The sequence below is a fragment of the Roseburia sp. AF15-21 genome (assembly GCF_003479505.1).
GTDB lineage: Bacteria > Bacillota > Clostridia > Lachnospirales > Lachnospiraceae > Roseburia_C > Roseburia_C amylophila.
This window is the reverse complement of sequence record NZ_QUHG01000005.1, coordinates 1-13732: the sequence shown is the minus strand read 5'-3', so window position 1 is coordinate 13732 and position 13732 is coordinate 1. Positions and strand designations below refer to the sequence as shown.

The following is a 13732-nucleotide window of genomic DNA, read 5'->3' as shown; positions in this document are numbered from 1 at the left end:
TCATTATACCAACATTTTATTGAAATTGATAGTAAAATAATGCTTTCCTTATTGCAAATCGTGCTTTATACTGTTCCTAGATTGACTTTGTATATAGGATGTGATTTTTATGAAAAAATATGAGAAAACCGGATATCTTCATCATGATTTTAAGATATTTCACCTGACTGACCACGAAATGTCTGCCTACGACTTTCATTATCATGATTTTCACAAACTGCTCTTTTTCCTAAGCGGCAATGTCACCTATTGTATTGAAGGAAAATCCTACCAGCTTACCCCGGGGGATCTGGTTCTTGTCCGTGCCGGTGAAGTCCACCGCCCGGTCATTCATGATACCACCCCCTACGAGCGGATGATTATTTATGTCTCTCCGGATTTTGCAGTTACATCATCCGATAAGACTATTTTCTTAAACCAGTGCTTTCTTCCGGACGCTGCCATGCCGTCCAATGTCCTGCATTTATCCGGCATGAAGGAACGGCGGCTCTTAGATACCATGACAGAGCTTGTCCACTCTTTTTCCGAAGACAGCTTTGCCAATGAGATTTACCAGAATACGCTTTTCTTAGAATTTATGATTCACTTAAACCGGGCTGCCTTATCCGGCACCCTGCAATATGAAGATTCCTTCCAGGCAAATGAAAAGATTCTGTCGGTTCTTACCTATATGAATGAACATCTGACGGAAGATATTACGGTGGATTCTTTAGCAGAGCACTTTTTTACCAGCCGCTATTATCTGATGCACTCTTTTAAGGAGCAGACCGGGTATACCATCGGAAATTATCTTTCCACGAAACGGCTTCTCTTTGCCAGGGATTTAATCAGCTCCGGCACTGCAGTAACCGATGCCTGCTTTGCCTGCGGCTTTCACAATTATTCTACTTTTCTTCGTGCCTATAAGAAGCAGTTTGGGAAATCCCCGCGGGAAATGATTTAGGTGCTGCGAAAGAATAACATTTTAACAGAAATTTCTTTGCTATTTGAAGTAGGTGTGTTTATGTGCGTCAAAATACCAGTAGTTCTTAATATTATGTTTTGCTTGTCTGCAAGCAGTCTTTCCGTTACTTTGACATAAGATAGTGCCACTGTCCGTCGAATACGGATGCCACATAACGCCTGCAAGGGGCACTAGGAATTTCGGATAATTAAGAAGTTCGTCTGGCAACCGGCGCATATTCACATCCATGTTCAGATGCGCCTCGCTGGCACGTCCTGTGCCAGCGTTGCCGGATGCCAGGCGAAATTCCAAGTGCCCCTAACAGCCTTTATCAGGCATCCGCACTTTGACGAACAGTGGTGCTATCTTTGTTAAACATTGGAAAGACTGGTTTTATCGCAAAAAGCAAAACTAATATTTTAGAACTACGGTATTTCGATGCAAAACAAAGATACTTTACATAGCAAAGAAATTATTAGCAAAATGTTATTATCTTTCGCAACTGCCTAAGATATGATTTCATAGAAGGAGACCTGTATGTTTACAAAAGTAAAAGATTTTTTCAAAAAAGAAACCGTCTGCTGCATTGCTTTCCTGCTGGCAGTTGTATCCATGTTTTTTATTCCACCATCCGTAAATTACTTTTCTTATATTGATTTCCGGGTACTGGCTCTTTTATTCTCCCTGATGGCTGTGGTAAGGGGGTTTTCTTCGATTGGCGTTTTTACCCGGCTTGGAACCATGCTCTTAACCCATGTGCATTCCCTTCGGATGCTGTCGGCACTTTTCATTTTCCTGTGCTTTTTCTTCAGCATGCTTATCACCAATGATGTGGCGCTGATTACCTTTGTACCGTTTACCATACTGGTTCTGTCCATGGCCGAGCAAAAGAAGTTTCTGATTCCAGTTATCGTTCTTGAAACCATTGCCGCCAATCTCGGCAGCATGCTGACGCCTCTTGGCAACCCGCAGAATCTTTATCTCTATACGATTTCCGGATTATCCATTGGAGCTTTTGTCCGGATTATGCTGCCATACTCTTTTGTATCTGCTATCCTTCTGCTGATTTTTATTCTGTTTCTCCCAAAGGATACGGTTTCCACTGCAACTGCTGCAAACACTGCAAATTCTACAAATACTGTAACTGCTTCCAATACTTCCAATGTAATTTGTGAAGCTATAAAAGCACGTAAAAATTCCCGGATTCTTTTTACCGCCTATCTGATACTATTTCTTCTGTGTCTTCTGACGGTGCTTCATATTCTGCCTTACCAGATTATGTTTCTTCTTGTCCTCACAGGCTTTCTGCTTCTGGATTACCGCGTATTAAAGGATGTGGATTATTTCCTGCTGCTTACCTTTCTTTGCTTCTTCATCTTTATCGGAAATATGAAGCAGATTTCTCTGGTACACGAACTGATTTCAAAGCTTTTGGTCCACCATGAAATTCTGATGGGTATTGGTGCCAGCCAGATTATCAGTAACGTGCCTGCTGCCATCCTGCTTTCCGGCTTCACCGATGATTATTCTGCCCTGCTGATTGGGGTAAATCTCGGCGGCCTTGGTACTCTTATTGCTTCCCTGGCAAGCCTTATTTCCTTTAAATTCTATACCAATAGTAATGGAAGCGATACAAGGCGGTTTCTTGGGATTTTCACCCTCTACAATGTGATTTTTCTTGGAGTCCTCTTTGTTCTTTCACTTATTCTCTGCTGATTTTCACAGGCAGTTGTGAAAAAGATAGAACTTTTACCCGAATCATATTCCGCTGATTCGCAGGGGATTTTCTTTATCCGATATGAAATGCCAACAGTTCTTAGAATGCATGTTTTTCATGCTGATAAACTGTCTTTCCGGTTGCTTTGACTGAATAGTTGCACGGTCCGTCGAGAACAGATGCCTGATAAGGGCTGCAAGGGGCACAGGGAATTTCGGCATAATTATACTTTCTTCTGGCAACCGGCACAAATTCACGTCCATGTTCAAATGTGCCTCGCTGGTACATCCCTGTACCAGCGTTGCCTGTTGCCAGACGAAATTCCAAGTGCCCCTAACAGCCCTTATCAGGCATCTGTACTTCGGCGGACCGTGCAGTTATTCTGACAAACATTGGAAAGACTGTTTTAATCCTCTAAAGAAAAACACGCATTTTAGAACTATGGTATTTCGTAGCGAAAGAAAATCCCCTGTGAATCAGTGAAATACAATTGCGGTAATCTATTCCCTTTTCACAACTGCCTGTGATTTTTAAGCAGGAATAAGTTGACGGAACATTTTCCCCCTTATATAATAGGATGCAGATGTCTTAAGACAAAACGGAAAATATTTGATACCAGAAAATATTGGAGGAAATACTATGTGGCTTGCAGATAACTGGAAAGATTATGAAGTAATAGACTGTTCAAAAGGTGAGAAATTAGAGCGCTGGGGTGACTATATCCTGGTTCGTCCGGATCCTCAGGTTATCTGGGATACACCACGCAAAGAAAAAGGCTGGCATAAAATGAACGCCCACTATCACCGCAGTAAAAAGGGCGGCGGCGAATGGGAATTCTTTGACCTGCCACAGCAGTGGAGCATCCACTACCGCAGCCTTACTTTCCAGTTAAAGCCTTTCAGCTTCAAGCACACCGGTCTTTTCCCGGAGCAGGCTGCTAACTGGGACTGGTTCTCTGAACTTATTAAAAAAGCAGAAAGACCAGTTAAAGTCTTAAATCTTTTTGCCTATACCGGTGGTGCTACGATTGCTGCCGCAGCAGCAGGTGCATCCGTTACCCATGTAGACGCTTCAAAGGGTATGGTTACCTGGGCCAAGGAAAATGCTGCTTCTTCCGGTCTTGCAGATGCACCAATCCGCTGGATTGTAGATGACTGTGTCAAATTCGTGGAACGTGAAATCCGCCGTGGCAACCACTACGATGCTATTATTATGGACCCTCCATCCTACGGCAGAGGTCCCAAGGGTGAAATTTGGAAAATCGAAGAATCCATCCATCCACTGGTCAAACTCTGTGCACAGCTTCTGGTGGACAGACCTTTGTTCTTCCTGATTAATTCCTATACTACAGGCTTACAGCCGGCGGTTCTCTCTTACCTTATCGGAACAGAGCTAAAACGTTTCCCTGGCAAAGTCACAGCCGACGAAATCGGTCTTCCGGTCAGTTCCAACGGACTTACACTTCCTTGTGGGGCTTCCGGACGGTTCGAGGGGATTTAAATTTAATGCAAGAAAAGCTGCCATCGGCAGCTTTTCTCATTACTTTCATCAGCGTAAGCTGGGAAAATTGAAGAATGTTGAACTTGCAAAAGAGTGGGCGGTTTGTAAACCGGACGAAAAGAATGGATGGGTTCATAAGTACGAATTGGATATTACTAATTTGAAAATATTAGATTTTCAACAATACAATGTATTAGCCTGGTTAGCAGAATTAATGAAGCATCGAGAAGCGGCAGGCACCAATCGTTATAGAATTTTAGCGAAAGAGTTTGTCCGTGATAATATTGATATTGAAATTCTCGAGGAATTATTGTCGTTGGGCGGTCTTGGTATTCAATATTGTATAAAATCAGAGTTAGCATATTCGAAGTTAGAAGAAATAGACGCAGAGTTGATGAGTGTTAATTATAATGAATTCAATGATAAATATAATCAAAGAGACGTAGTCGCAAGGAAAAATATGCGTGAGCTTGTTAACTCAGATGCAAATAAAGTAATCAATGTGTTTAGCACATTATTTGAGAGGTGATTGAATTGAGAGCATATTCAGATGCGTATTTAAATGATGTAGTTGAAAATCAGGGGAAACTATTTGATTTTATTTCTCAAAAATATCCTCAAAAAGATACAGCGGATTTTATTCATGCTTATATGGTAAGTAAGACAAGAAAAAGTATTGATGAAGCCCAAGCTTATGTGAATACTATGAATGCCAATGAATTGTGGGATTATTTTGAAAAAACAGATAAATATGAACTTAAAGATGGAAAGGCACTTGAAGGATTTCTACCAGATTGGATAGGGGAGTTTTATGCTTATTATCAATGGTATTATAATCTCCCGAGTAGTGATGTGGTAAAAATAGTTCCATTAGATTTTTTGATAAAGGCTTATAGCGGGTTACATGATTTAGAACTTGAACTGGCGGTAAAAAAAGTAGGTAAAGTAGATTGAAAATTGTTTGTTTTCATAATCCAGAAGAAGAAAATGGTTATCTAAGTAATTGGTATCCCAGTCAATTTATTATGAATAATATCACCCTTCATCAGCGTAAGTTTTTTATATATAAATCAGATACAAATTTGCATTTCAATTAAACGTCAAAAAGGCATGACGTTAATCCGTCATGCCTTTTCATTCTTATCCTTTTCGAATCTGCTCATTAATATTCTTCATGTCCGATAAACTTGCATTTCGCAATATATCCACCACACCAGATTGCCCCTGCTACTGTTGCAGATAACAGACATTTAAAAGCTGCAAGGACAATTGTGCCAACTGCAAGTTTTCCTGCAAAATAGGCTGCCACAACACCCTGTACCGGTTTAAACAGCATCAGCCAGCCGCCTACATAGATTGCAAGCAATGTTCCAATCACTGAGCAAAGTGTTCCTGCCAGCAGCCGCAGTGTCTTATGGCTAATCTGTGTTTCCTCTGCCTGTTTTGTAACTTCTTTCATCCTAATTTCCCTCTTCTCTAACATATCCCTTAGCATTTCTACTTGCTTAAACTTTTCAGATAAAAATTTACATTTCTATATCAAATATACAATTTTTTTGTCGAAAATTCAAGTGATTTTCTATTGCAATCTGTTGTAATCTGTTGTATCTGCGCCTTTCCTACTTTATAATAGTAACACAGTAAAAAGATTTTTTTCAGGAGTGACTCTATTATATGAATGGTTCGAAAAAACTACAACAGCTATTGGCTGTTCTCTGTATTTTTACATTTTTATTATGTAGCTGCAGAAAAGCGGAAAATACTCTTTCCACAAAACAGGAAACTTCGCTGCCAACTATTGTAATCGGCAGCGACAATTATCCGCCTTTTAATTATAGCGGAACAGACGGCAGACCAACCGGCATTGATGTGGAACTTGCCACGGAAGCCTTCCACAGAATGGGCTATCAGGCTGAATTTGTCACCATCGACTGGGAAAATAAAAAAGCTCTTCTGCAGGATGGCAGTATCGACTGTGCATGGGGCTGCTTTAGCATGGACGGACGAATGGATGAATACAAATGGGCGGGACCTTATATGATCAGCCAGCAGGTGGTTGCAGTCAGTCCGGACAGCAATATTTACACCCTGCAGGATCTTGCCGGTAAAAACATCGCCGTTCAGGCTACCACGAAACCGGAAGATATTTTTCTCAACCAGACCGACCCCGACATTCCAAAAATTAACGGGCTTTTCGCCATGCAGAATCGTGAGCTGATTTACCCAATGTTAAGCAAAGGTTATGTGGATGCGGTTGCTGCCCATGAAACTTCTATTTTACAATATATGTCTGATTATCATGTGGAATACCGCATTCTGGATAAACCGCTTCTTACTGTCGGACTGGGTGTGGCTTTCTCTCTTGATGATACCAGCGGGCTTAACGAAAAACTGTCTGATACTTTAGAGGAAATGCAAAAAGATGGAACCTCTGAGAAAATCATCGGAAAATACTTAGCACATCCAAGTACTTATCTGGAGGTAGAAAATTATGAAGTCAAATAAGAACAAACCCTTTAGACTGCGTTTTTTCTGGCCTTTTTCAATATTTCTTGGCATCCTGTTCTTCCTTCTGGTATTTTTTACTTCCGCAAACGATGATATCGAATCCACAGAAGAACACCTTGCAGATACGGTTAATTATTTGAAGAAACAATGCTCCACCTACAGCAATTTAAATTTAGCCTCCGAAACCAAGAGCCTGATGCGTATTATTGAATGCTGTCAGCAGGCTGCCCACAATATTTCTACGGATAACTGTCTGCATGGCACAACATCCATGGAAAAAGCTTCCATGGAAGAATTTACAAAAGAGTTTTATATTACCGGCATTATTTTTCTGGATGAAACCGGAACTGTAACCTCTGAATATTGTACTGATTCCATTGGCAGTGCCGGCCTAACCGATACGCTGAAAAAAGAAGTTCTTCTGGATGTTGCCATACATCCGGAAAAAACATACTCTTCCAGAATCAACTGTGAAGATGGCTCTTATATCGACCTTGCAGCGGTAGGACGTACCGATACCTCTGGTATTATTGTAACTTATTACCATACACCACTTGATTATATTGAAAGTTACAGTATCTCTTTTCAGAATTTGCTGTCCGGCTACAGTATCAGCCGTAACAGCACCATTGTCATTACCAGTGGTGATAAAGTGATTGCCTCAAATGAAGAAAAACTCGAAGGAACAGATATTAATGATATTGAAGTACTACAGAATATAAACAAAAAAGCGGTAAGTGGACAGATGGTTCATGTTCATAATACAGTCTCCTCACCAAAGCATGTCTTTGGTATGTTAGATCAGGGACAGAATTATTATATCTACGTCTATCTGCCTGAGCATGCAGTTTTTGAAACGACTCCGCGAAAAGTATTTTATTATATGTTTAGTTATATCTGCCTTCTTCTGATTTTCCAGATGCTGCGCTGGAGGACTGACCAGAGCTACCAGAAAGCCCAGTTGAAGAAGGATAAACTCTATCAGGAATCACTAAAGGAGGCTGCCCAAAAGGCAGAAAGTGCCAACCTTGCCAAGACCGAATTTTTGCAGCGGATGAGTCACGATATCCGGACGCCGATTAACGGAATCCGTGGTATGGTGGAAATTGCCGGACATTATAAAGATAACCCTGTCAAGCAGCAGGAATGTCTCGGGAAAATCCGGGAGGCTTCTGGTCTGCTGTTAGAACTTGTAAATGAAGTTCTTGATATGGGAAAACTGGAATCCGGCGAAATTGTCTTAGAATCCCGCCCGTTCCATGTTCTACACCTGGTCAATGATATCACCACCATCATAGAAAAGCAGGCTGCAGAACGTGGCATCGAAATTATTTCCGAAGTTCCTTCTGTCCAGCATCCATGTCTCATCGGAAGTCCTATTCATATCAAGCGGCTTCTTATGAATATTGTAAGCAATGCAGTAAAATATAATAAGGAAAATGGAAAAGTCATTCTAAGTTGTCATGAAGTACGTTTCACGGAAGATACTGCCTGGATTGAATTTACCTGCTCTGATACCGGAATCGGCATGAGCAAAGAATTTCAGGAGCATTTATTTGAACCTTTTACCCAGGAAAGCCATGATGCCCGTTCTACTTACAACGGTACCGGACTTGGCATGGCAATTGTAAAGAATCTTTTGGATAAAATGGGCGGAACCATTGATTTTTCCAGTGAAAAGGATGTCGGCACCACTTACCGGATTACGATTCCTTTTTGTATCGACCATAACGCCGCTTCCACTTCCGAAGCAGAAACTTCCGATGAAGAAATCTCTCTTTCCGGCTATCATATTCTGCTGGCTGAAGATAATTTGCTAAACCTTGAAATTGCAGAATTTATTCTGACTGATGCCGGTGCAGTGGTTACCAAAGCCTGCAATGGAGAGGAAGCACTTCAGCTTTTTATGGAGGCTTCTCCTTATGAATACGATATCATTTTAATGGATATCATGATGCCGGTTATGGATGGTTACCAAGCAACCCGTGCCATCCGTTCCTTAGACCGTCCGGATGCAAAAACAATTCCGATTCTTGCCATGACTGCAAACGCCTTTGCAGAAGACCGTCAGAAAACTTATGCTGCAGGTATGGACGAACACCTTACCAAACCACTGGATACGGAACTTCTTTTAAAAACAATTGCTAAATACACACCAGAGAAAAAAGCTCCAATGACACCATAGTACAGCGGGAGTTTTCTCTTCTTTGCCAGACAACCGTAAGAAACTGCCGGCAGCAGGTTCTTACGGTTATTTGATATTATTAGAGTCTCTACCCAATCTGATGCCCGACAATTCGATAGTAGGTTTTTGAGGTCATCTTGTATACCAGAAGATAAATAACTGTAAATACTGCAATCGTACCAAGGAGACAGTACGCAAACAGTCTTCCATTATTCAGATTCATCACTGCCAGTATCATCCGGATCATTGGAAACGCTGCCAGCACATGTAGCGCAGCGGTAACAATCGGTAGTAAAAATACCATCCGGATCTGTGCACTGATTGTTTTCTTTACCTCTTCATTGCTCATTCCTACTTTTTCCATAATGGCAAAGCGCTCTTTGTCCTCATATCCCTCCGAAATCTGCTTATAAAAAATAATAAGTACGGTAATCATCAAAAACAGGATTCCAAGGAAAATGCCAAGGAACAGAAAGCCACCATACATCTGCCGGAAGGAATCTTCATTTTCTGCCCTGTTTTCTATCATGATATAATATTTACCGTCATGCCCTTCTTCCATGCCGTCTGCACCAATTGCCGCAGATACTGCATTTCCACAGGCAATTTTTTCTTCCCTGTTTCCATCGATGTCGATATACAGAGAGTAATAATAGCTGCTGGCATTTTTCCCATAAATCTCTTTCTGTGCTTCATACAACGGTGCCATATCTTCTATATTGTTTACTACCATATAATAGACCTGATTATCCATCCAATGTCCATTTTCAGAAGAAAAATGCTGTTTCTGTAAAATAGGATAAGTATAATCTCCAACCGTAATCGTATCTTTATCATAGTCATCACTGGTTGCCAACACCACTTCGTGATCCGAAAGCTCCGGAACCCTTACATTATAAGCTTCCTCATAATCTTCCCTTGTAATCATGCGGAGCATAATAATATCAGAACTATAATCGCCCTCATCATCATGTTTGCGAATTACAAGATTTCCATCTTCTGATATGCAGGAAAATGTCAGCGTCATCATGCCCTGTTCTTCTTTTATACTGCGGTTCTCCTGCTGGATGGTGCGGTTCACTAACTCCCGCAATGCATCACCTTCTGTAATCGGATTTTCACTGGTAATGGATACTCCGATATCTCCCTGATAACGGGCTGCCAGTTCATCATCCAGTCCGGCATACATACTTACCGTTGAAGAAATTACCACCAGTACCATCGTGGATAAAATACAGATGCTTGCCAGTCCTGCTGCATTCTGTTTCATCCGATAAATAAGACCAGAGACTGCCACAAAATGTTTCTTTTTATAATAATAACTTTTTCTCTTTCTTAAGAACTTAAGCACTGCAATGCTGCCTGCCATAAATATAAAATAGGTTCCGATAATTACAAGTATTACCGCTACAAAGAACAGAAGCACTGCAGTTACCGGATTATCTACTGTAATTGCCATATAGTAGCCTGCTGCAAGTGTTACAATTCCAACTATTGCCATCAGCCTTTTCGTCTTCGGCTCCCGCTCGCCCTGGCTGCTTCCATGCAGCAGTTCCACCGGTTTGGCAAGCTGTATCTGAAACAGATTATATATAAAGGTCAGCATAAAAATACCGGCAAATAAAAGGATGGTACTTACAACGCCACTTTCTGATACATAAAAAACAATTTCTGCATGGTATCCAATCATGGCATACAATAACATACACATCAGTTTACTGAAAGCAATTCCTGCAACAAGTCCGCCACCGATGGCAACCACTGCTGAAAAAAACGTCTCCAAAAAAATTACTTTTGCCAGATGCCTTTTCTCCATTCCAAGAATGTTATAAATACCAAGCTCCTTTTTTCTCCGCTTCATAATAAAGCTGTTGGTGTAAAACAGGAATATCACAGAGAAAAATCCAATGATAACTGCACCCAGTCCCAGCACAAACTTTACATCCACGGCACCAAATGGCAGTTCGTCCAGTCCCGGATTGTAATTCAGATACAACATGGTATAAAAGAATGCCACCGTCAGCATCCCAGTCAACAGATACGGCAGGTAAAACTGTCTGTTGTGCTTTATATTATTTACTGCCAGTTTTCCATATAACCCCCTATTCATGTTTCTCACCACCTGTCGTAAGCATTGTCAGTGTATCTGAAATCTTTGCATACAATTCCTCACTGGTTAAATTACCACGGTAAATCTGGTGGAATACTTCCCCATCTTTAATAAACAATACTCTTCTTGCATGGCTTGCAGCCTTAGTGCTATGTGTTACCATAAGAATTGTCTGCCCCCGCTCATTAATCTTATTAAATAATGTCAATAAATCTTCCGTTGCTTTGGAGTCCAGTGCTCCAGTAGGCTCATCTGCCAGTACCAGCTCCGGCTTGATTATCAAGGCTCTTGCTACCGCCGCACGCTGTTTCTGTCCGCCAGATACTTCATAAGGATATTTTCCAAGAATATCAAGAATTCCAAGCTGCGCCGCAATCGGTGTTATGCGCCGCTCCATCTCTTTATAATCCACACCGGATAACACCAGCGGAAGAACGATATTATCTTTTAATGAAAAATTATCCAAAAGATTAAAGTCCTGAAATACAAATCCAAGATTTTCTCTCCGGAATGCGGAAATCTCTTTTTCCCGGATATCCACAATGTTCTTGCCATTTAATATGACCTGTCCACCGGTGGGCTTATCCAGTGCTGCCAGAATGTTTAAAAGCGTAGTCTTTCCAGAACCGGATTCTCCCATGATTGCTACATATTCTCCTTCTTCCACAGAAAAGGAAAGATTCTTTAATGCCTCTACCTGATTTCCACCCAGGCGGGTTGTATAAACTTTTTTCAGATTATTTACTTCTAAGATTGCCATTGTTTTCTCCTCACTTTATTGCTCTGTCATCTTTTCCATTATCATAGCAAAAAAGGAAAATGTCAGCCATGGATTCTGCTTACATTTTCCCTTTATCTCTTACATTTTTGTAAGATTGAAATTATATTTTCTAGCTTTTTTATTGTACCATAATTATATTCCACATTTTTCAGGTGATAAATTTGCTAATATTTACATTTTTCAGGACATAATTTTGTATATCACTTATCTCTACTTCACATGCTGTGCATCCATCTTATTTTGTCAACACTTTTCTGCAATACTTACGTGCACCACATCGTGGACAGGTCAGTTTTCTTTTTCGGATAGTATGTGGTCCCATAATATAATCCTTCATCTCTGGCACAAATCTGCCATGACATTCCGGACATTCATACGCTCCTGCATCACGGTCAAGAACGCAGGCAATCGCAATACCCATTATAATTACTGCCGTACCTAACACAATTAAAAGAATCCTCAACCAGTTTTCCATTACAAGAGCTCCTGACACCACAAATAATGGTGTTGCTGCAACAATTACTAACATTGCCACCATTGCTGATAAAATTATTTTTTTCTTACTTTCCTGTGCTTCTTTTACTAAATTCACCATATTTTCTTCCGCCTTTCTACGATAATCTTCTTCAGAAACTCTTTCTCCGGATAAAAGCTCATTTACAGTAATATCCAGTTCCCCACACAAAGGTAATAGCAACGACACCTCCGGAAAACCATTTCCCGTTTCCCTTAATTAAAGATATTGTTGGGTAAAAAAGAAAGGTCAGTCGATTTTGCCGATGAAGCGGTAGTAGATTTCTACTTCCTGTTCACGGCTTCCGTCCTCGCCCTTGACAGCTTCGTGGACGGTTATTTTTTCAATTAGAGTGTTCAGAAGTTCGGCGGTCAGCTCCACAGGGTTGACATACTGTTTCATTAGGGCAATCCACTTTTCAGCATCCGCTGCGGTCTGTACGGCGGCTTCCATCGTTTCGTGAAGCTGTCTTATTTTTGTTTCAAGCTCCTTTTGCTCGTTCTGGTACTTCTCGGACAGCATATTGAAGTTATACTCGGTTATGCGTCCGGCAGACCAGTCCTCATACATTTTAGCAAACAGCCCGTCAACCTCGGCTTTACGCTTCGCTGCCTTTTTCAGCTCCGCAGCCTGCTTTTTCTTTGCAGAGTTTCTTTCCCTGTCGCTGGCATTGAGCAGGCGTTTCAGTAGCTTGTCCTCGTCTTTCTGTGCCAGCATAGACCAGTATTGCAGTCTTGCAAGTACATAGGCATACAGTACATCATAGCGGATATAGTGCATGGAACACTGGCGTAATCCCTGTCCGTTTTTGCTGCAATGGTAGTACCCGTATGGGTTTTTGTTCTGCTTGTTTTCCCCATAGGCTAAAGACCATCCGCAGTCTGCACATTTTATCAATCCTGCGAAAATCTGTGTCGTACCGTTTCTGCGTTTCCTGCGTCTGCTTGCAATCAGCTCCTGAACTTTTTGGAACACTTCTTCGGAAATGATGGCTTCGTGGGTATTTTCCACACGATACCATTCTTCCTGCGGCTTCCGCACCTTTTTCTTGTTCTTGAATGAAATGTTGCTCTGCTTGTTGTGAACGCTGTGACCGATGTAGGTTTCCTCTTTCAAAATGCTCTTGACCTGTGCAATCGTCCACGCATAGGCTTTTTCTGCGGGCGCACCGGCGTAGATATTAGCGAAAGTCCCGTATCTTTCATAGTTCAGCCAGCCGGGGGTAGGTACTTTTTCTTCCACCAGAATCCGTGTAATGCTGGCGGCACCCCTCCCGTGTACTGCAAGGTCAAAAATCTTCTCTACAATCCAGCGTGTTTCCGGGTCGATCAGAAGATGACCTTTTTTGTCCGGGTCTTTTACATACCCCAGCGGTGCATAGGCTCCATAGTGTGCGCCATTGGCAAATCTTGTGCGCATGGCAGCCTTGACCTTTTTGCTGGTCTGTCGGGCGTGCATTTCATTCAGGATGTTT

12 protein-coding genes and 1 pseudogene are annotated in these 13732 nt (G+C 41.5%); 7 read left to right on the top strand and 6 right to left on the bottom strand.

Translation table 11 applies throughout. The annotated features are described in order from the left end of the window. The first annotated feature begins 109 nt into the window (after positions 1-109). Both DWW33_RS08435 and DWW33_RS08425 read left to right on the top strand, forming a co-directional pair. Positions 110-943, top strand: a complete 834-nt coding sequence (locus DWW33_RS08435) for an AraC family transcriptional regulator (RefSeq protein WP_117947165.1) — start codon at positions 110-112, stop codon at positions 941-943. A 537-nt stretch (positions 944-1480) separates the two neighbouring features. Next, the gene (locus tag DWW33_RS08425) at positions 1481-2659 is read left to right on the top strand and encodes an SLC13 family permease (protein WP_118639274.1); all 1179 of its coding nucleotides are present in this window, start codon (positions 1481-1483) and stop codon (positions 2657-2659) included. Positions 2660-2759: 100 nt separating this feature from the next. Here the strand turns inward: DWW33_RS08425 and DWW33_RS08420 are convergent, their stop codons facing one another. Beyond that, positions 2760-2987 (bottom strand): hypothetical protein, encoded by a 228-nt coding sequence (locus DWW33_RS08420; protein ID WP_147404708.1) that lies wholly within the window; start codon positions 2985-2987, stop codon positions 2760-2762. A 312-nt stretch (positions 2988-3299) separates the two neighbouring features. Between DWW33_RS08420 and DWW33_RS08415 the strand changes: the two genes are divergently transcribed. The 3 genes and pseudogenes from DWW33_RS08415 to DWW33_RS08405 all read left to right on the top strand — a co-directional run bounded on the left by DWW33_RS08415 (position 3300) and on the right by DWW33_RS08405 (position 5114). Continuing rightward, positions 3300-4160, top strand: a complete 861-nt coding sequence (locus DWW33_RS08415; RefSeq protein WP_118639272.1) for a class I SAM-dependent methyltransferase — start codon at positions 3300-3302, stop codon at positions 4158-4160. A gap of 70 nt (positions 4161-4230) precedes the next feature. Continuing rightward, positions 4231-4689 (top strand): annotated as a pseudogene (locus tag DWW33_RS08410) (DUF3990 domain-containing protein); the annotation flags it as partial. Then, on the top strand, positions 4686-5114 hold the full coding sequence (locus tag DWW33_RS08405) for a hypothetical protein (protein ID WP_334294605.1): 429 nt from the start codon (positions 4686-4688) through the stop codon (positions 5112-5114). The pseudogene DWW33_RS08410 and the gene DWW33_RS08405, both read left to right, overlap by 4 nt. A gap of 208 nt (positions 5115-5322) precedes the next feature. Here the strand turns inward: DWW33_RS08405 and DWW33_RS08395 are convergent, their stop codons facing one another. Further along, positions 5323-5619, bottom strand: a complete 297-nt coding sequence (locus tag DWW33_RS08395) for a hypothetical protein (RefSeq protein WP_118639270.1) — start codon at positions 5617-5619, stop codon at positions 5323-5325. A 215-nt stretch (positions 5620-5834) separates the two neighbouring features. Here DWW33_RS08395 and DWW33_RS08390 point away from each other — a divergent pair, with 215 nt between their 5' ends. Both DWW33_RS08390 and DWW33_RS08385 read left to right on the top strand, forming a co-directional pair. After that, positions 5835-6665 carry a substrate-binding periplasmic protein gene (locus tag DWW33_RS08390; RefSeq protein ID WP_117947171.1) on the top strand — a complete coding sequence of 277 codons (831 nt, stop codon included), beginning with the start codon at positions 5835-5837 and terminating at the stop codon, positions 6663-6665. Next, positions 6652-8853: an ATP-binding protein gene (locus DWW33_RS08385; RefSeq protein ID WP_118639269.1), complete on the top strand. Its 2202-nt coding sequence runs from the start codon at positions 6652-6654 to the stop codon at positions 8851-8853. The genes DWW33_RS08390 and DWW33_RS08385 overlap by 14 nt, the downstream gene beginning before the upstream one ends. Positions 8854-8941: 88 nt before the next feature. Here the strand turns inward: DWW33_RS08385 and DWW33_RS08380 are convergent, their stop codons facing one another. The 4 genes from DWW33_RS08380 to DWW33_RS08365 form a co-directional block, all read right to left on the bottom strand. Further along, on the bottom strand, positions 8942-10963 hold the full coding sequence (locus DWW33_RS08380; protein WP_118639268.1) for an ABC transporter permease: 2022 nt from the start codon (positions 10961-10963) through the stop codon (positions 8942-8944). After that, a complete protein-coding gene (locus tag DWW33_RS08375; RefSeq protein WP_022243488.1) occupies positions 10956-11723 on the bottom strand; it encodes an ABC transporter ATP-binding protein in 768 nt (255 codons plus the stop codon). The genes DWW33_RS08380 and DWW33_RS08375 overlap by 8 nt, the downstream gene beginning before the upstream one ends. 256 nt (positions 11724-11979) lie before the next feature. Beyond that, positions 11980-12441: a transcriptional regulator gene (locus tag DWW33_RS08370; protein WP_243006013.1), complete on the bottom strand. Its 462-nt coding sequence runs from the start codon at positions 12439-12441 to the stop codon at positions 11980-11982. A gap of 66 nt (positions 12442-12507) precedes the next feature. Next, the coding region (locus DWW33_RS08365) for a recombinase family protein (RefSeq protein WP_243088599.1) at positions 12508-13732 on the bottom strand (1225 nt) is incomplete at its 5' end.